This window comes from Mucilaginibacter sp. KACC 22063 (assembly GCF_028736115.1).
Classification (GTDB): Bacteria; Bacteroidota; Bacteroidia; order Sphingobacteriales; family Sphingobacteriaceae; genus Mucilaginibacter.
The window spans coordinates 368,150-386,464 of sequence record NZ_CP117877.1 but is presented as its reverse complement, the minus strand read 5'-3'; the positions used below and the strand labels follow the sequence as shown (position 1 = coordinate 386,464).

Below are 18,315 nucleotides of genomic sequence, written 5' to 3'. Positions count from 1 at the left end.
TTATTAGATTATTTAAGTAAATAGTGGAGCTTTAAATGCAGTGACCACCCGGGCAATTGCACACTGTAATTATCATATACCTTACGGTTAGTTAAGTTCTGTACCTCCATGCTGAGTGCGTAACGGTCATGCTGCAAAGCATAACTGATTCCTGCCGTCTGTGTGAACTGTGTTGGGATAATCGCCTTTGTTGACGCATCGCCGTCGTTGGCCCAATAGAGGTAATACCAGTGTACATAACTGCCTTGCAGCCATACGGAAAGACGGTCGGCCGGCTGAAACGTATGCTCATGGTTCCACAGCAGCTGCCCGTTGGCAAAAAGAAAGGGAATATTGGGCAAACGCAGCCCATAGTGCCGGTTATCAGCGTCACCAGAGTTTCCTGACAGTGACCGGTTAACAATGTTCTGATAAGTAGCGTTGAGGTCCAGCCGCCATCCGGGCAACGGCTTCAGCCAGTATTCAGTTTCCACGCCGGTAAACTGCGCCTTCAATAGGTTTTGATATAATAAAAAGAAAGTAGAAGGCGGCGCATAGATCAGGTGATCAGCCAGCCGGTAAAAGCCATTGATACTGAACCCCGTGAGCGGAAAGGCAGCAGTAACACCTGTATTGACATTGTGACTGGTTTCCGGTACCAGCGACGGGTTTGGCCGGGTACGCTGGATATAGGTTCCGAACAATTCCGTTTGATCCGGCAGCCGCGCGGCATACTCGTAAGAAGCCTTTGCTGACCACACGGGGTTAAACACATACCGCAGGGCTTCGTTCCATCCCCATTGCTGTTTAGCCGCAGAGGCTCCACTAATATCTCCGCCCGAACTGAACTGATATCCCCGGCTCCCGAAATCAAAATATTTAACCGAGACAATTGTGCTTAAGCGCTGATCCAGAAAGCTGCGGTTGACCGCGAACCCAAAGATCTTTTGATCGAGATTCACCGGAAAATCGACTGTCGCCGGGTTATTTTCTGTTTGCAAAAAATGCAGCAACTGGCCGGAGAACTCGAAGCTGGTCTGCTGATTTAAAAGGTAGGTCGCGTTTCCGCGCAGCAGATCGCTGACCTGACTGTTGTGCAGATCGGTCAGCGGGCCAAAACTTTCCCCGCCGCTGCTACGCCGTGCTACAACCCTGCCGTACCAATCATAAGTATTGAGTGAAGTATCCACATAATGGCCTCGCACTGTAGTTTGTCCGCCGGCCAGATTAACCAACCATTTATCCCAGCGTTTGCGATAGTGGAGTACGTAACTTTGTGCGTTGTTGGAATAGGTGACCTGTCCGTACGGCTGGGTCATTACCGGATTATTCTGCACTTGCTGGGATATGCCTGACCAGGAAGCATTTAAACTTAACTCATCGGCCCAGCTTAAATCTTTTACACCCGCTTTGGCTGATGCGAACAGGTTATGAAATCCGTCATGGAAACGATTGACGGTAACCGGTACCGGGTTTCCTGTGCTGTTGATAACATTCACATCAACAGGATAATTGTTGCGGGTAGTATTATAAAATGCGTTAATATCCGTAAAAAAATGCGTGTTGATATTCCGGTGCAGGCTTAACGTAGCCCGGTGGGTATTAAAAGAACTCAGCGCATAAGAAGCATCCAGGTAATTACCGGTATTATGCCTGGTCATCACATTAATGGCGCCACCTAAAGCATCAGCTCCCAGCCGTACCGGCACAACACCTTTATAGACATCGATGCGTTCTATCACATTAGCAGGCAGCAGGTTGATATTCAGGCCGGGGCCGAGGAAATCCAGCGGCAGATCATCGATAAAAAAACGTACCTGTTTGCCCGAAAGCCCGTTCAGGTAATAGTCTGCCTGACTTCCCAGGCCGCCTTGCTGGCGTACTTTAACGCCTGCCGCCTGGTTGAGGAGCGCCAAAGCACCTTCCGGCCGGTCGTAATATGGTTTCAGATCGATCACAGTCAGATGCTGGGGCTGTTCACGCGCTTCGGAAACAGCCGTCTTGCCTTTGACTGTTACTTCTGAAAGGGCGACCTCTTGCGGGATCAGCCGGATATCCCGGTAATTGTTCTTTTGATGGAGATGAATTAGCAGTATTACAGAATGATAACCGGTTAATGATGCCTGCAGCGTTGCCTGTCCTGCCTGCAAACCATCTAGTCGGTAATTACCTGCGCTATCCGCCACAGTACTGACAGTACCAACGCGAATAGTGGTGCCGGGAAGGTCTTCACCATGCGTACCCGTGGCACGACCGGACAGGGATACCTGGGCGAATAAAAAATTGGTCCAGACCAGGCTTGCCAGTAACAAACCCGACCTGGTTAAGAAACCAGTCAAAGGAATTGAGTTAAAATGAATTGATATCAGGCAGCAATGCTGCTTTAAACAGTGCAGGAAATAGTAAAACGCGCAGGTGGCCCTTTATTGGGTAGAATAGCATGAAGGCCTGAAATAAGCAGGAATACCCCGTTGGTTAATTTAAGTACCGGAACGGGTGTATTTATAAAAGTATAGCAAAAGGATCCGGGCTGAACCGGTGCGTAGTGGTGTGCAAAGTAATGGCAGATTGCACAATCCGTACGCAGCTGAAATTGAGCTTTCTCCAAAGTTTGCCGGTGCCGGATCTCTGCTCCAGGATGTTGATGGTGGTGAAATGCTTCGGTGATTTGCACCAGTAAAATCATCATCACCAATAAGACGGCGATGCCCTTTAAGGCTGGATGATTTTTATACAAGCGTTTCATTAAATGCAATAATGTTGCAATATAGCTAATTTATTTGTTCGTTGATGATATTTTTAGCCAGTAATTCATCATAAGCATCCGGATCTAAAGCATTTAGCTCTTCGGCAAGGCGCACACCATCAGCCGCCAGCCAGATCAATTGCTGTACTGGTGTCAACTCGTAAGCCAATTCATCCGAACGGTGAAACAAATAAATTTTGCCAGGCTTATCCAAACGCAGCCAGGCCGCGTTTTTAAACGTCATGACATGATTACCTTGTCGTAACGGAAGCATTTCCCGCTCTTCATTGTACGTAATATAACTGTATCGGCTATTGAAATTTAGTCGCCGCTTTTCTCCGGCAGCCAATTCAAAAACCTGAATGTTATCCGGGGTCAGCCTTTTTCCGGGCACATAGTCGATCACTTTTACAGGCAGCTTTTCCGGGGAAGGGTTATAGGCGATAGTGACACCTTCCTCTTCAGTTATTTCTAATTCTTCCACAAAGAAATGATCATCGGCAGCCGTCTTCGACAGGCGAATTTGTCCTTCGCTGATCACTTCAGAAAGCAAGGTATACTTACCTAATGGCGCATCTGCCGGCAATTGGTAATGCCAGTAATAATGCCTGCCCGATTGAATATTTTGTAAGATCTCTACCAGTCGTTCCTTGGTTTGTTTGCCGCTCAAATAATCGGCCATCACCATTAAAGGCAGGTTTTTATTTAAATGCAGAGCTTGTCCAGGTTTACTGTTTTCTTCATCACAAACCGACGGCAACGTCAGGACATGATCTTCCATCAGCATGCTCGTATTGCCTAGCGGATCGGTGACGCCTATACGTACCAAAGGATAGACCGGTTGATCAAAGAGATGAGCAGTATTGAAGTTCCAATGGATTGTAACGGTTTTACCCCGGCGCGTGCGTTTAGGAAAAATACTCATAGGCTACTTGCGGAGTTCGTTTAATTTAATTTTACTGTAGTTAATGGGATATTCCCTGAACCATCTGTGCGTTACTTCAGCCCCAAGGTGATCGTAAGCGCAACTCACCACATAACTTAACTTTTTGGAAAACTCCAGCCGGGCTGCTTCGGGATCAGCCTCATTGGCTAAACGTTGTTTTTCTTTTTCAGCTTTAGATGCAGGTAAATGGTGAAAATAGCGTCCGAAATGGGTCTGGCAATACTGCTGGTATTCTTTAGTGAACAAAATGAAATTATGCCACATTTCGTCAATGATCAGCAGATGATCAGGAATGAAGATTCCCGGTAATTGACAGAGGTACATAAAACGCAGCGTGTCGGCAAATATGAGTTCGGCGCTTGTTTCATCAATGGCAAATTGATCTGTAAACCGGGAAATAATATCCTCGTTCCGGTAATCCAGCATGGATTGTAATTGGTTTGGTTTCATAAATCAAGAAGTAAACAGCGGAAAAGCCATCATAAGCTTTTCCGCCGGGATTTTCTTACAGCGAGCTGGTACAGTGGCCGCAGTTGCTGCAATGTGAAGAAGAAACCAGGCTTTCAGCCACGATTTGAGCGATCAAAGCTTCTTTTGATACTTGTGTCATTGTTTTCAAATTAAATTGTTTCCGCCTACTCTGGATGAGGTTTTCGGCATACCCTCAACTTTGCAATGTTGTTGCAATTATAGACAACAGATTCTAAATAAGCAACAATGTTGCATTTTTTATTTTATTTGTTAGTTTTGCCACAGTTTAATGCGAATCAAGTGATGAATAAATTGCCCGTGACTGTACTTAGCGGCTTCTTAGGAGCCGGGAAAACAACCTTGCTAAATCACATTCTACATAATAAGGCAAATCTCAAGGTAGCGGTTATCGTGAATGATATGAGCGAGGTTAATATCGATGCCCGGTTAGTTTCCGCTGAAAAAACATTGTCTCGCACGGAAGAAAAGCTGGTGGAAATGAACAACGGCTGCATTTGCTGTACACTCCGGGAGGACCTGATGATCGAAGTGGAAAAATTAGCGAAAGAAAACAGGTTCGATTACCTGCTGATCGAAAGCACCGGCATTTCAGAACCGATCCCTGTAGCACAGACATTCACCTTTATTGACAACAACGCGGGTATTGATCTCAGCCGGTTTTCCAGGCTGGATACGATGGTCACCGTGGTGGATTGCTTTAACTTTTACAAAGATTTCGGCAGTGCGGAGCGGCTGATTGACCGGGCGCTGGTGGGTGATGACGCCGATCAGCGGACCATTGTGAACCTGCTGACAGAACAGATCGAATTCGCTAACGTGATCATTTTGAACAAGACAGATCTCATTGGTCCGGGGGATCTCCAGTTACTGGAAGCATTGATCAAACGCTTAAACCCGGAAGCGAAGGTAATTCATTCCTGTTTCGGCAAAGTGGCACCGCAAGAAATTCTCGACACGGGGTTGTTTGACTTTGATAAAGCATCACAGGCAGCCGGATGGATCAAAGAACTGCAAAATGAGCATACACCGGAAACGGAGGAATACGGCATAAGCTCCATGGTGTTCAGGAGCAGGAAACCTTTTCATCCTGTGCGTTTCTGGCAATGGTTACATCAGGATTTCCCTACAAACATTATCCGTTCAAAAGGCATGTTCTGGATTGCATCAAGACCCGATTATGCCATAAATTTTTCCCAGGCAGGTGGCTCAAGCCGGTTAGAAACGGCCGGGGTATGGTGGGCCAGCATGAGTTATGCCGAGCGCATCCGCTACAGCGATTACCTGGAAAACAAAGATTACATTGAGGGAAAGTGGGTTAAAGATTGGGACGACCGGATGAACGAATTAGTATTCATCGGACAGGATATGGAAAAGGCAAAATTGATGGAAGAGTTAGCGTCTTGCCTGATCAGCGAAGTAGAAGTAACCGATTACCTGGAGGGAAAGAAATTTGAAGACCCGTTCCAGATTGCTTGTTAATGTCCGGCAGCCACAGCGCAATGCGACATTCATTGGTCTAAGTGGTTATTTCTGTGGTGTGTTGACTACACAAGGTAATAAGAGTACTCTATAGATAAGAGAAAAAGGAATACACGCAAGTATAAAGTTTTTGATTGTGTTTTTTAAATTACAATAAATTGGCAGGATATGGAAGTTCCACACAGATATTTCTTAAATTCTGAGAACGAACAGGTTTTTGAATAATAATGGTGCCCCTATCTATATCAATTCATTTTGGGATAGTTTAAATGCAGGTCCGGTTAACGACAAGGCGGTTGATCTTGGAACTATCAGGGATAGTTGGGTGGAGATTATGATGAATGAGACCACACCATTTCGGCGTAAGATAGTTGGGGATGGATTATTGCTCATGGAGCCACAATTATACAAACCGACAGACCCCGGGAATTATTGCAGTACCGTCGGAACAAAAAAACTTCATAATTGATCTGCTCAATTATGGATCGGCAAGACCGTTATTTTATCATAATCTTCAAAGCAAGTTACATCATGAATTTATTTGATAATAAATAGTTATCTATTATTGAAAGACGAACCAATTTGGTGCAATTCTAACAGGACGCCGCCAAATGGTTAGTAGCAAACCGTTTCAATATTGAAAGTATATTATACAGCTATTTTTTTCTGGCTAATTTCCTCGTCTTCAAAATCATAGGTAAGTGTTAGATTTTTGAAAATGTCTTTTTTGATGAGCTTGTCAAATTGTATTTTTAACTCTTTGTAGCTGACATCTTTTTTGGTATATAGTTCAGCATCTTCACGTTTGATAGAATAATGACTAAGCAATAAACGGCTTTCTTCGCTCAGCACTTGCGGAATGTTGGTGAAATCATTGGCTTGAATGATCACCTTGACCAGGTCTCGTTCCGTTGCGTTGATATTGTTATATAATTCCCGCCATTCCTGAGTCAATCCAATCTCTTCAAATACTTTACGATAAATAATATACGCTTCAGGCATATGTAGCAACTCCTCAAACGCCACCAAGTCTTTCCCAAATGCCCTTTCAAAAAAACTACGCCCTGGGGCCACAATGCCTTTAGTTACATTTAAAATCGATTGTATGGCTCGTATGAATTTTTTATTCCATTTACTGCCTATAAAATCTCTGGTTTTCGCTTCCTCACCAAATAGTGGAATATACTTCATAGGAAATGAATAAATTGGCATTTGCAATTCTTCACTCAGGGAAACGTTTATTTCGAGCCTTTTATAAAGTTCTACAGGAGTGTCTTTGAAATTGTATAAGATGTAGTTGGATAGTTCACCAATTTTGTATTTACCGGCCAATCTTACTGCTTTTTCATACTTATCTTTCATACCCCAATAGTCGAAAGCAATACGCAAAGGCTTAATAGGAATCTCACTCATCAGCCTCATTAGCGCGTCGGTCACATATCGCGCATCAGTTCCCTGATTAAAGTCCACATAACGGAGCTTTTTAGACTTAGGCCGGTACTTTTCGTAAATTCCGGAAATTGCTTCATAAGAATCCAATAACGCTTGCTTGGTGGTACTTTCCAGATCTCCCAGTTTGAAGTCTTCCAGGACAGTAGTAAATTTTTCCCTATTGGCGCCTTTTATTCTAGGTTTAATTTGCTGCAACAGCTTATGGGTCCGTCTGATATATGCGCGGTCATTAATGCCTCCAGAAAGATTAGCTATAGCAATCTCGTATTGATTGGGTTCCACAAACGTAGCGCCTTTGTAAAAGCCCATATCTTTTATTTCCTGGATAATTTCTGGGAAATTTGGTGAAGCCAGAACATTATTATCCATCAATAACAAATTCTGTTGCTCGCCATACATACGCTTGATATCAAAAAACTTGTCCTTTGTTTCTATTTTCGGCTTATAAGTAGGTTCCAGGATTGGTACTGAGCAAAAGGCACATTTACGTGTACAACCCTTAGTCATAAAAGTGAAATAAGCGCTGCCTGTAGGGTACTCATACTCGATTTCATCTAAAATGGAATAGTCCAGCGGGAGATTATCTATGACCAAGTCCTTGGCCAAAGGGTTTTCTGGATCTAACATGCCGGGTTTATCCAACAAACCGGGGTGAGACTTAATACCGGTTTCGGCTTCTAATTCTTTTTCCAGTAAGGAAGCCAATACCCCACCCACAAATAATTGCCTTTGGTCAATAATCAAGTTTTTTGCATAATGAATAGCTTCAACAGTTACCTTCCAGTAAAAAGTAAAAAGTGTAGTCACATAGATCCGATCCCATTTAGGAAATAAGTGATGTTTTTTTTGCCGGTAAATGGACGCGTAATTATCCAGCAAGTTGATGATTTGTACAGACTGGCCTTCAGTATCACCCAAAGGCATCCTGGCAATAAACTCTATCCTTTTAGTTTTAATGTAATTTCTTGTATCGGCGTGCAATATTTTTTTACCACTATCCGCGTAAATCTGGCTGAGTTGGTCCAAGCATTGGTCGGTTAATTTATCCAAGACCAAGTCCGAAAGATCGCCTTTAAAAAATTCGACCGAATCACCTAACATCCGGTGATACGTCGCGATTTTCATCAAACCTATCGGCGGGTATTTATTTTTGTACTTGGGCTCTATTAATAATATATTAGCCATAATTAATTGTACTTTTCAAGAATTAACCTTTTTAATTTTTTGGCATCTTCGGGTTTTAAGTTTTCCTCTATTATGGTAAAAATATCACGCACGACATCTTGTTCGTTCTTTTTCAATTTTCTAAAAATCGGTGGATCATAGGTATTAAGAACAATGTCATCTCCGTCAGGTATAGCTAAGTTCTCCTGGCCGACGATGCTGTCATACAGTTTTGCAACAGTTTTATCCTTTTCTGTATTCTGTTGGATTTTATTGATGGCCTTGATGGCTTTTTGCGCTTTCTGTTGCGATTGACGCATACTATCAACATAAACTTTTTCTTCTGCCGCATCTTCAAAAGCACCTTTTTCTTTCATTGCTTCATACTGTTGAGAAGCAGCTTGATAACGCTTAATGTCTTGTACGCGGTTATGTAACTGTGAAGCTGTTTGTGCTAAGCGATTCTCCCAATTTTCAGACAAAAATATTTCCGTAAGTTTTTTTTCAAAAGTTTGCAGAGTGGTGTTTTCATTAAAATAGTCGCGCCTTGCATTGGGAATAAAGCCATTGCTGATTATATGTAATTCACCAATAAACCTCAAATTGGTCCGCTCGATTTTAAAAAAACGATTCAGGGTCGTTTCATCACCTAGGGCTATGTTACTTTTACGTAAACGCAGCCCTCTTTCTTTGACAGTTGTCGGTAGGACATTATTGCTCAAGTTCCTAAAACCACACCAGCCCAAAGCCAGTAATTCAGAATCATCATCGCGGACCTGGAAAAACTCAATCCCAATAAGTTCTGAAGTTACCTTTTCTTCCTGGAATGTATTTTTGTAGGGTTTAAAAATCTGTTTACCATTAATCTCGACATGATATTCATCGAGAATGAAATTATTCTTTTTAAAAAAGGCATTGATCTCTTCGGCGCTGGTAAATTCCTTATTAAAAGGCAATGGGGCGACCATAGATAAATAGTCAGTGACACTTCCGATATCTAATATTTTTTCCGTTGAAACACGTTCTAACGTAATCTTGAAAAAATGACTTTCCTTACGCTCGGATTCGCGCTTAATGGAAGTAATGACGCTGATAACAGAAGAAGCATCCAGATCATTGCTATTATCTTCAATGATGCTGCGCAGCATTTTAGCGTCCAGCGACATGATGCTTTTGAAATCCTCATTTTTAAATGAAGTTTCAAAGATAAGTTTATCACAATAACCCAAGCCGCCCAATCGGCCGATACCACGAAATCCTTTTCGTTTTTCGCGGTCTTTTTGCGAATTGGCGACATCTCCCAAAAATTTCGTAACATCTTTTCCGCTGATGCCGGTAGCATTATCATAAACGTTGATCTTTTGTCCGGGCACATCTATGGTAATAGATATCTTACCATCTGCCTTTTTTGCCAATACACCGGTTTCTACGGCAACATCAATCTGATCCGCTGCATTCTGCACATATTCGCGAAACACGAAACGCGAATCATCGTACATACCTGATGTCAACGTTTCTATGACTCTTTTTCCTATATGTGGCTTTAAATCATCAGCCATTCTTTGCTTTTTTTAATTCCATCCGGACTTTGGCCGGCACTTTGTTTACATTAATTTCGTCATGCCCATGATAAATATTTCCTTCCGTATGATGGAAAACGATGAATACATCATTGTCTTCGTCATAGGCGTAAAACCTTTTTCCTGCCCTTATAGCACTGTCCAAATACTGTTGCGGCACTACATCATTTTGGTCGCGGCAGCTTAAAGGAGATTCATAATCACCTTGCTTTTTACCATCGTGATGCTTTGGGCTATGACTGAAAACTTTTTTGAACTGGTTAAAGAACTGTGTGACCTGTTCGCTGTCGCCGGCAATGATCGTATCATGTTTTTTTGCCGGTCCAGTTAACTCCTTGGTATGTAGCACGGCATGTTCAGGCCAAAGATACTTAAAAGTAAAGTAAACATTATTTCTATTATTGTTGGTATGTATTTCATTAATTAAATACTTTACCTCCTGAGTTAAATTAGGCTTGTAGTGACTTTTTAATAATTCCGGGTCACTGGTGACCTCTGTCTCGCTGGTGGGTTTGTACTGAACGATCTCGGAAGCCACTTTGCCTAAGAAACTGTAAACAATATTTTTGAATACAGAAAAGGAACTAGGCATTTGCTCAAATGGGAAACCAGCCATCATTTCCGACAACAATTCCGTTCTAAGTAAAAGCCTTGGTCGTTCGTCTTCAATTTTTTCAATCAATTGAATAAGTTCGCTTTTCAATGTGAAATAACTCGTCTTATTTTGTTCAAAATGTGCCGGATCCCATACAACAGCAGAGACATCTAACACAATGGCATAATTCGGATTAGTTGCCACGCATGCGTTTGTTCATTTGGGCCTGAACGATGGCTTTTAGTTCTAAATTGGATTGTTCAATAAAATCTTCCGGGAAATAATCAATAGTGCCCATATCATCGAGTTCGATAATCTCGAAATAAACTTCGCCATCTTGAGCCTCTATAAAAGTAAGATTTAGAGCATTCAGCAAATCTTCGTTTTGACTTTCGGCAATACGCCGCCGCATCCTAGTGATAAAATGGTCACTGTGTGTTTCAATGATTACATTTTTTCCCTGCAGAACCAGACTATATAGAAAATCGAAAAGGAGGCTTTGTACTTTCGGGTGTAAATGTATTTCCGGCTGTTCTAGTATTAAAGTACCGTCTATCTCCATTAACAAGCCTTCAACAATTATTGGCAATACTTGGCTAATCCCGAAACCGACATGCTTAATCGTTGTCTCTATACCTGCGTCATTTGTGAGCACGATGCTGTACGATTCCCCCTGTTTTTTGGAAAAGATGTCTTTCCCAATTTTGAAAATGTCGCACATCCATATCTTTACACCTGTTAATAATGGTACTTCGATTGCTTCGTAACTGATTCCACTGGGCGCAAGTGCCGGATTTAAAAAGTTAATAGTTTCCCCGGCGAAATTTTCGAGAACCTGCGCAGTAAATTCGCCCAGATTACCTACATGCCTTTTACGGCTGCTCATCGGATATAGATCTTTGGGTTGTTCTCGAAGCGGGCCGATATAAGAAACACTGGCAAACTTCCGGTCAAGCAGAGATTTGATACCTGCGATCTTCGGGAAATATTTGGTCGTGTTTTGCTGGTGGATATTTTCTTCAGAGCGTTTTGTGCCTTCTGCGACTTCCAGCTCGGTAATTTCGTAATAATTAGGAAAAATAGACGAAAACTGTAGATCGGTCACATTAGCATCCGTACCCCATAATTCATCGCCAAATAGAAGGTTACTGGCCTCAATTTTGTATTTAGTATTTTCTCCAACTATGGTTTGAAACCGCACATATTGTTCGCGTTTGTCACCTGTTGGGAGTTGATATAAAATAAAGAAGTCACTGATGCCAATCTGTTCATCGTGCTGCTCAAAAGTTACTTCTACTTTGATCGTAAAAGTTTCATAGGCATCGAATAGGGTGATCCGTTTGCCGGTATTTAGTGCAATGTCTTCCTCTTTGGAAAATTCAAAGCCCACTTTTAAAGACTTGCTAAGATCTTTGTTAGTTAAGATATCTTTAAAAGAGCCAACCTGATAAAAGTCCCCGTTTAGAAGCAACGGGTTCTTAGTCGAATCCAGTTGCAGCGTTTGCTTCAGTAATAGCAATAATTGTATAAGCGAGGACTTACCCGAACTGTTCACGCCCGACAATACTGTCAGCGGTTTAAGCTCATAATCAGCAAGGCTCCTGATCGCTTTAAAATTTTCAATAGAAATTTTCATGTGTAAATGTACAAAGTAATCCGATTTTGTTGATTACTCCTCGGGAAGCCATTCTTTTTGTAACGAATGAGCGAGCCGTATTTCGCGGAACGCTGCCAGTAAAGATCGGTCCAAATCGTCGATTTCAGCATCAGCGTAAGACTTGTACTTTTTTTCAGCGATGATTTTATCTATGATTACTTTATAGGTATCATAAATTGGTTTTCTCTCCGGGTAAGGCATAATCGTAATTCTGATAGGTTTATAAACAAATCTAAGTAATTATTAAATCTGTATTAGGGAAATATAAATAAATATATTTGATTACTAAATAACCTTTCACCTTTATGACCAAGTGGCCTATTGTTTACCGGGACGTCGCGCTCCAACTGTATAAGTTTTGGCAGAAAAATAAAAAGAATGCAGATACGGCCTTGTTCGGCCTCCTGTCCAAAGATCCTGATTTTATCCGCGCGAATAACTGGTTAACCAAGTTATCCGCTAAATTTGAAACTGACCGGGTTGACCCGATCCAACTTTATTGCAGCTTCAGCGCCAATTCCCAAAAAATGAAGTCCCGGACAGCTAATATTAACCATATATTACGCCTGCTCGGTTCGCAAAAGGTCTATGACGATATCGATTTTGATGGCTGTCCGGCGCCCTTCACGATCAGGATGAGTTCTGCGCGGGTGGTTGCTGAGCAAAAGGAAATATGGACAGTATTTCAAACGATAGTAAAGGAAGGACGGCAAGGCCTTCAGCAAAAATATTTTGACCAGGCCCGTACCTGGTACGGCATCGAGATCAGTGCTTTTACCATATTTTTGTTTTGGATCGACCCGGACGCATTTATCCCGCTGGATAAACATACGCTCGGCTATCTATTTGCTACAAATATCATCAGCGCCCAACCGGACACTTTATTTCAGTACAATAATTTATTGGATTCAATCCCCCAATCCAACATTCAAAATATTGTAGCCATAGCCTATCAGCAACGACGGGATAAAATTAAATATGTGCCGGTAACAAAATCTACTGTTGAATCGCTGGCAACAACCAGTGAACCGAAATCCCGTACTTTTATAGCCGATTTCAAATTATTAGGGTTATATGTGCAAAATGAGATTGACCCCAAACTTCGGAAAGTATTGTTGCCGGGTTGGTATCTTTGTTATGAGTGCTATGAGTTTTTAAGCGCGCAATACATTGCTTACCATTCCAGTCTTGATATCAACCTTTATAGTAACGAAAAATTTGATATTAATATCTCCGCTGTAGTAGGCCCAAATGGTTCAGGAAAAAGCACGTTTACCGAATTACTTTATGCTGCGGTAAACAACCTGGCCTGCGCGCACCCCAAATTTGAGGAAGTATTGACGCCGGTAGCTGGTCTTTATCTTGATCTTTATTTTAAAACTGATTTTTTATACCGTCTGAGCTTCAACGATGAGATGATCCAGCTTTTTGAATACACTTTTGAAGACCAAGTCTACCAGTACCCCCGGGAAATCAATTTCAAAAATTTTGATTTCGGACATTTTTTCTATTCTGTTGCGGTAAATTACGCCCATTATTCGCTTAATTCCATACATATCGGGAAATGGATCGACCAATTATTCCATAAAAACGATGGTTATCAAACACCTATCGTGATCAATCCCTATCGGAAGAAAGGTAATATTGATATCAATAAAGAACATATCTTACTGAAAAATAGGCTACTGGCCAACCTGCTGGAACCAGTGCCACAAGTGGAGGAAGGTGACGAACCGCGGGCTAACATGCGCCAGATTACAGAAAGACAGGGCGCAGAAGCACTTACATTTACGATTAACGCTAGGAAATTCGGTACCTTTTACAAGGATGATGACGGGGAGATCAATTTGTATGCTGCCGAAAAGGGTTGGGAAGCGGTTATCCCCGAAATAAACGAAGCATTTGGGATCTCCGTTGACCAAGCTATTCATATACCTGGCAAAGCCAGAAATTGGTTAAACTTTATACACTCTTATCTATTGCGTAAGGTGGTTAATATTGCCAGTAGATACAAACCTTATCAAGCCTATTTTGATATGGATAAACGGGAGCTTATTGACATACCGGGCCTGATAGCCTTGATAAAAAAGGACCCAAGCCATATCACTTTTAAGTTCAAACAGGCTGTTAATTTTATTAAATACAATGATCTGATCATGCCATTAATAGATTTTTCAGGTGAAAAACCGACCATCAGCTTGGAAGATCTGAGTATAGCCATCGAGCGCATCAAAATCGACCATCCTAATGAAAAACATCGTACTCTGGAACTGCTCCCCCCTTCATTCATTGATACCGATATTGTTTTAAACGATGGGGAGTTTTTCCATGACCTGAGTTCGGGTGAAAAGCAGCGAATTTATACCGTCAGTTCGGTCGTTTATCACCTCATCAATTTGAACTCTGTCACCGATCTTCATCAATTAGTTCGTTATCGTTTTGTGAATGTGATCTTTGATGAGGTGGAGCTTTACTTTCATCCGGAGATGCAGCGCGCCTTCATTGACTACCTCTTGAATTATCTGAGCTATATTGATCTGAATATTGCTGCACTGAATTTTATGTTTATTACGCATTCCCCGTTCATTCTTTCCGATATACCCAGAAGTAATATTTTGTTCCTCAACCCAGCTGAACGGAAATTAGAGTTTTCGGAAACATTAGGTGCCAATATCCATGACCTGCTGGCCCACAGCTTTTTCCTCGAACAAGGTTTTATGGGCGAGTATATCAAAAAACAAGTTAAAGCATTGACGGAATTTTTGACCAGTTCAGCGGCTGATACGCCGGAATGGAACGAAGGAAAAGCTAGAGACCTGATCAACGCCATCGGCGAACCGTTGATCAAAGACCGGTTAGATATCTTATACCAAATGAAATATCCAAATGATCTCGACTTGCAAATCGAAGCATTGGAGCAAAAACTTAGCAACCTGAAAGATGCGAAAAATAAAAGATAGTGCGGTTCTTCAGCAAACCGTCACAGATTTTTACGATCATTTATTTGTTGGCCGAGATCCTGATTTTGACCTTCCATTGGACAGACTTGCCCGATTACGGTTAGCGACTAAACGCTACCCGCGCATAACGACCGCCCAAAGGAGAAATTATATCTCGGCTATAGAGCAGAACTACCTGCCGATATTAAAAGCAAACTGGAAGGACATACCAGCTTGGAAAGCGGTCTTTGAAGCGATCATACCTGCAAAGGATGTTAAAGGAGCCTTCGCGGATGCCGTGGTCAAAGCCATGGGGTATTCAGACATGCGTAAAAAGGAATTTCCGGCCATTTTTCAACAACTGGAGATTAAAACCTGTATTTATTGCCATAGTCAACTAACCTTGATCGTCACAAAAGAGCTGTACAGCCGAAAATATGGTATATACAATAAGGGGGATATTAAGAAGCGGAGCGCGAAACTTGAACTAGATCACTTTCACGCGAAATCTGATTATCCTTTTTTGAGTACGACTTTTTATAATCTGTATCCAGTTTGTGCAAATTGCAATAAATCAAAAAATGATAAAGCTTGTTCGTTTGAACTTTATACCGATAATGACTTATTGGATTCTTACCGGTTTAAAGTAACACCAGCCAGCATTATCGATTATTGGCGGACCGGCAACAAAGAGGATATTCAAATCGAGTTTCATCATTTGCAAGGCAGCGAAGCAGAGCGGGTCATTTTTGATAATATGTTCGATATTCTGGAAATTTATAAAACACAGAAGGATGTAGTAGAGGAATTATTACATAAGAAGAAAGTTTATAATAAAGCCTACCGCGATAACCTTACACGGGATTTCGCTAAGCTCTTCCCCGACCCGGCATTAATCAAGAGGCTGATCATTGGCAATTATGATGAGCCGAAAGATATTCATAAACGTCCTATGGCGAAATTCACACAGGACATCGCAATGAACATCCGTTTAATCAAGAAAATCAAGTAAAGCGAATGGAAAACTTAGGACGGGTCGATAGCGAAGCAGCTTTGGTGAAGCTCGTCACTGACCTTGAAAAAGGCTGCCGCCAACCAGCAAACTCTTGTTCCGTGGACAGAGCGAATTATATCCTGCTATGCGTTCAGGCAAGGCGCGACCTGGTATAAAGATCGTACCAGAAGTTGAAAACGGTTGGCGTACGCTTATCGAACGATTACTGACCAAGCGTAACCGGACCAATGAATTCACCCAAGCAGTTTTGCAACATTATGGCATGGCCACGCATTTTTTGGACTTGACCAATGACGCCACGATAGCCGGCTGGTTCGCAACCCAGCAATATCAACAAAATCCATCTTTTTGGATTGGTGATACAATGCGCATACAAGACGAAGTGACGTATCAACCGATAACTGACGGCACAGGTTATGTTTTGATTCTGGTTATACCCAATTTTCAGGAGCTGATCGATGGTAATATCTTATTTGACATTTCCGGTGAAGACTATTTTATCCGGGCAAAAAGACAGGATGCCTGGCTGATGCTCGACCACCAGCCGATACAACCTGATCCCAATATTTTTCTACAATATATCATGGAAATTGATAGAAGTAAATTTATCACCAGTAAAAGCCAATCTCATTTATTCCCCTCACCCAAGGAAGATCAGGGCTATATGCATCTGTTGGATGTCCCGTATGTTCAAATACCGGCAGCGTTATTTCGCGACCTTGACGGCAAGGCTAAACCGCCGCTTTCCGTTTTGGATGAAGAGCCTGGTGCCAATGCGGAGGAAATTGATAAATACATGGTCTTTGGGAAACGAGCGCTAAATATTCCTTTCTACCAAACTGGAAAAAAAGACTTGTTCGATTATAATCCCAAGTGGAAAGATACGGTGGTCTATGAACCAATGCCGTTCCGGCTCTGGACAAGAATGGCGCTGGATTTAAGTACCCTGCACCGCGGCTTGTTAGGCAAATTGGAAGACGCTGTCAAAATATCTATTGCGCCATCCGCGCTAACGCTAATGAATAAGCATGCCAATAAAGTAGAGCTGGTTTGGCCGGAGATACAATCAGACAATATTTTATTTGTCCGCGCTGAGACGGGGCACGATAAAGTTATCCTTCATAGTCCTCCTTATTTAGGGATCTGGTTAAACAGGAATGATGACCTCATCGTTGATCATCAACTTTTAGCAGACGAAGAAAGGTTCAGGTATGTGGATGGTCATGGCTACCGTTTCATTCAAGGTGTATTATCTCCGGTAAAGATCGACAATGAATGTACCTGCGGCAAACCAGAAGAACACGCGGCGGTCGTTAAAACTTTACTCACGATGCACGAATTGGTCAGGACGGGGAAGCTTGCATTGCTACAGCACCCAATGATGATCAAAGATTGGTACATATTGATATAATTAAGCCCAATTGCAGCGCATTTATTAGTCGGTCGCTCGAATTGCAACATTCAGGAATGAATGGGCTACATTCTTTGGTTAACAAAGGATAACTGAACATTATCTTATAGATGTGGCCGCATTAATTTTTCTATATCCGGCCACATCGTCATTGATTATCAGCATAACTTTACCATTAAATCCGCCAGCGACAACAAGGTTTATTTCGGCATATATTCGAAAGAAAATATTCCTTTCCGCGTTTTGTTTCGGCATTTAGTGTCCCAACCTAAATAGTTTCCGGCAATCCATGCCAGTCCGCATAAACCAAAATTCTTTTTGCTATAAGATTATTTTTTAGGGGCTCGTTTTTTAGTTAGTAAACCAGCATCCTGCAGCTTTCTGCCTAACTCGTCATCTAAAGCCACTTTCAGGAAATCTTTTTCCAGTCCCATAACAAATAACACTTGGAAATAAGCTCCCATGGCCACAGTTGGCGTGCCCTTTTCGATTTGCCATAAGTAGCCCGGCTAATGCCGGCCCGTTCTAAAATTTGGGCAGTGCTCAGCTTTCTCCGTAAACGGGCAAGCTTAATGTTCTCACCAAGATCATTAAGTACCTTTTGCGCTTTAGGTAGAAGTGCTGATTGTTGTTTCATAATGTTTTATATAATAAACAAAATTAGTTAAGCTGTTTATTATATAAAACATTATAGTGATTCTATTTAGGTTTAAATATTCTTATTTTCAGAGGCAACTTTGAAAAGTAACGCTATCGAAATGCCTAGTTTACTATGTTAATTGTGTTAATGAACCAAAACGTTTAAAACCATTATAATAGTTCCCTTTATATTTCTTTTGATCTTTTTGTTTCAGATTTGC

At 41.8% G+C, this 18,315-nt stretch carries 15 protein-coding genes; 5 read left to right on the top strand and 10 right to left on the bottom strand.

The window, feature by feature from the left end; genetic code table 11:
* Positions 1-8: 8 nt before the first annotated feature.
* From PQ461_RS01735 to PQ461_RS01720, 4 genes are all read right to left on the bottom strand, one after another.
* Complete coding sequence (locus tag PQ461_RS01735; RefSeq protein WP_274207906.1) at positions 9-2,291, bottom strand: TonB-dependent receptor; 2,283 nt, start codon at positions 2,289-2,291, stop codon at positions 9-11.
* Positions 2,292-2,362: 71 nt separating this feature from the next.
* Entirely contained in the window at positions 2,363-2,725 is a 363-nt protein-coding gene (locus PQ461_RS01730; RefSeq protein ID WP_274207905.1) for a hypothetical protein, read from the bottom strand.
* Between the two features lie 25 nt (positions 2,726-2,750).
* On the bottom strand, positions 2,751-3,650 hold the full coding sequence (locus PQ461_RS01725; RefSeq protein ID WP_274207904.1) for a hypothetical protein: 900 nt from the start codon (positions 3,648-3,650) through the stop codon (positions 2,751-2,753).
* A gap of 3 nt (positions 3,651-3,653) precedes the next feature.
* Positions 3,654-4,121: a UCP032817 domain-containing protein gene (locus PQ461_RS01720; RefSeq protein ID WP_274207902.1), complete on the bottom strand. Its 468-nt coding sequence runs from the start codon at positions 4,119-4,121 to the stop codon at positions 3,654-3,656.
* 324 nt (positions 4,122-4,445) lie between these two features.
* On the opposite strand from PQ461_RS01720, the gene PQ461_RS01715 reads away from it, so the two are divergent.
* Both PQ461_RS01715 and PQ461_RS21180 read left to right on the top strand, forming a co-directional pair.
* On the top strand, positions 4,446-5,642 hold the full coding sequence (locus PQ461_RS01715; RefSeq protein WP_274207901.1) for a GTP-binding protein: 1,197 nt from the start codon (positions 4,446-4,448) through the stop codon (positions 5,640-5,642).
* A 381-nt stretch (positions 5,643-6,023) separates the two neighbouring features.
* Positions 6,024-6,107: a hypothetical protein gene (locus PQ461_RS21180; RefSeq protein ID WP_443192787.1), complete on the top strand. Its 84-nt coding sequence runs from the start codon at positions 6,024-6,026 to the stop codon at positions 6,105-6,107.
* A 183-nt stretch (positions 6,108-6,290) separates the two neighbouring features.
* Here PQ461_RS21180 and PQ461_RS01710 read toward each other — a convergent pair whose 3' ends face one another.
* Genes PQ461_RS01710 through PQ461_RS01690 form a run of 5 tightly spaced genes read right to left on the bottom strand, consistent with a single transcriptional unit; the run spans position 6,291 to position 12,291 of the window.
* Entirely contained in the window at positions 6,291-8,279 is a 1,989-nt protein-coding gene (locus PQ461_RS01710; protein ID WP_274207900.1) for a radical SAM protein, read from the bottom strand.
* 2 nt (positions 8,280-8,281) lie between these two features.
* Positions 8,282-9,817 carry an ATP-binding protein gene (locus PQ461_RS01705; RefSeq protein ID WP_274207898.1) on the bottom strand — a complete coding sequence of 512 codons (1,536 nt, stop codon included), beginning with the start codon at positions 9,815-9,817 and terminating at the stop codon, positions 8,282-8,284.
* Positions 9,810-10,637: a hypothetical protein gene (locus PQ461_RS01700; protein ID WP_274207897.1), complete on the bottom strand. Its 828-nt coding sequence runs from the start codon at positions 10,635-10,637 to the stop codon at positions 9,810-9,812. The genes PQ461_RS01705 and PQ461_RS01700 overlap by 8 nt, the downstream gene beginning before the upstream one ends.
* Positions 10,627-12,069, bottom strand: a complete 1,443-nt coding sequence (locus PQ461_RS01695) for an AAA family ATPase (RefSeq protein ID WP_274207896.1) — start codon at positions 12,067-12,069, stop codon at positions 10,627-10,629. The genes PQ461_RS01700 and PQ461_RS01695 overlap by 11 nt, the downstream gene beginning before the upstream one ends.
* Positions 12,070-12,102: 33 nt before the next feature.
* The gene (locus PQ461_RS01690; RefSeq protein ID WP_274207895.1) at positions 12,103-12,291 is read right to left on the bottom strand and encodes a hypothetical protein; all 189 of its coding nucleotides are present in this window, start codon (positions 12,289-12,291) and stop codon (positions 12,103-12,105) included.
* A gap of 104 nt (positions 12,292-12,395) precedes the next feature.
* On the opposite strand from PQ461_RS01690, the gene PQ461_RS01685 reads away from it, so the two are divergent.
* From PQ461_RS01685 to PQ461_RS01675, 3 genes are all read left to right on the top strand, one after another.
* Positions 12,396-15,050, top strand: coding sequence for a hypothetical protein (locus PQ461_RS01685; protein WP_274207894.1), 2,655 nt, complete (start codon positions 12,396-12,398; stop codon positions 15,048-15,050).
* The gene (locus tag PQ461_RS01680; RefSeq protein ID WP_274207893.1) at positions 15,031-16,041 is read left to right on the top strand and encodes a hypothetical protein; all 1,011 of its coding nucleotides are present in this window, start codon (positions 15,031-15,033) and stop codon (positions 16,039-16,041) included. The genes PQ461_RS01685 and PQ461_RS01680 overlap by 20 nt, the downstream gene beginning before the upstream one ends.
* A 127-nt stretch (positions 16,042-16,168) precedes the next feature.
* A complete protein-coding gene (locus PQ461_RS01675; RefSeq protein WP_274207892.1) occupies positions 16,169-17,455 on the top strand; it encodes an FRG domain-containing protein in 1,287 nt (428 codons plus the stop codon).
* Between the two features lie 409 nt (positions 17,456-17,864).
* Here the strand turns inward: PQ461_RS01675 and PQ461_RS01670 are convergent, their stop codons facing one another.
* Positions 17,865-18,092 carry a hypothetical protein gene (locus PQ461_RS01670; RefSeq protein ID WP_274207891.1) on the bottom strand — a complete coding sequence of 76 codons (228 nt, stop codon included), beginning with the start codon at positions 18,090-18,092 and terminating at the stop codon, positions 17,865-17,867.
* Positions 18,093-18,315: the final 223 nt, after the last annotated feature.

Coding starts and splice junctions, on each gene's coding strand:
- PQ461_RS01730 (WP_274207905.1), bottom strand. CDS start 2,725: ATGAAACGCTTGTATAAAAATCATCCAGCCTTAAAGGGCATCGCCGTC.
- PQ461_RS01725 (WP_274207904.1), bottom strand. CDS start 3,650: ATGAGTATTTTTCCTAAACGCACGCGCCGGGGTAAAACCGTTACAATC.
- PQ461_RS01720 (WP_274207902.1), bottom strand. CDS start 4,121: ATGAAACCAAACCAATTACAATCCATGCTGGATTACCGGAACGAGGAT.
- PQ461_RS01715 (WP_274207901.1), top strand. CDS start 4,446: ATGAATAAATTGCCCGTGACTGTACTTAGCGGCTTCTTAGGAGCCGGG.
- PQ461_RS01710 (WP_274207900.1), bottom strand. CDS start 8,279: ATGGCTAATATATTATTAATAGAGCCCAAGTACAAAAATAAATACCCG.
- PQ461_RS01705 (WP_274207898.1), bottom strand. CDS start 9,817: ATGGCTGATGATTTAAAGCCACATATAGGAAAAAGAGTCATAGAAACG.
- PQ461_RS01695 (WP_274207896.1), bottom strand. CDS start 12,069: ATGAAAATTTCTATTGAAAATTTTAAAGCGATCAGGAGCCTTGCTGAT.
- PQ461_RS01690 (WP_274207895.1), bottom strand. CDS start 12,291: ATGCCTTACCCGGAGAGAAAACCAATTTATGATACCTATAAAGTAATC.
- PQ461_RS01685 (WP_274207894.1), top strand. CDS start 12,396: ATGACCAAGTGGCCTATTGTTTACCGGGACGTCGCGCTCCAACTGTAT.
- PQ461_RS01680 (WP_274207893.1), top strand. CDS start 15,031: ATGCGAAAAATAAAAGATAGTGCGGTTCTTCAGCAAACCGTCACAGAT.
- PQ461_RS01675 (WP_274207892.1), top strand. CDS start 16,169: ATGCGTTCAGGCAAGGCGCGACCTGGTATAAAGATCGTACCAGAAGTT.
- PQ461_RS01670 (WP_274207891.1), bottom strand. CDS start 18,092: ATGAAACAACAATCAGCACTTCTACCTAAAGCGCAAAAGGTACTTAAT.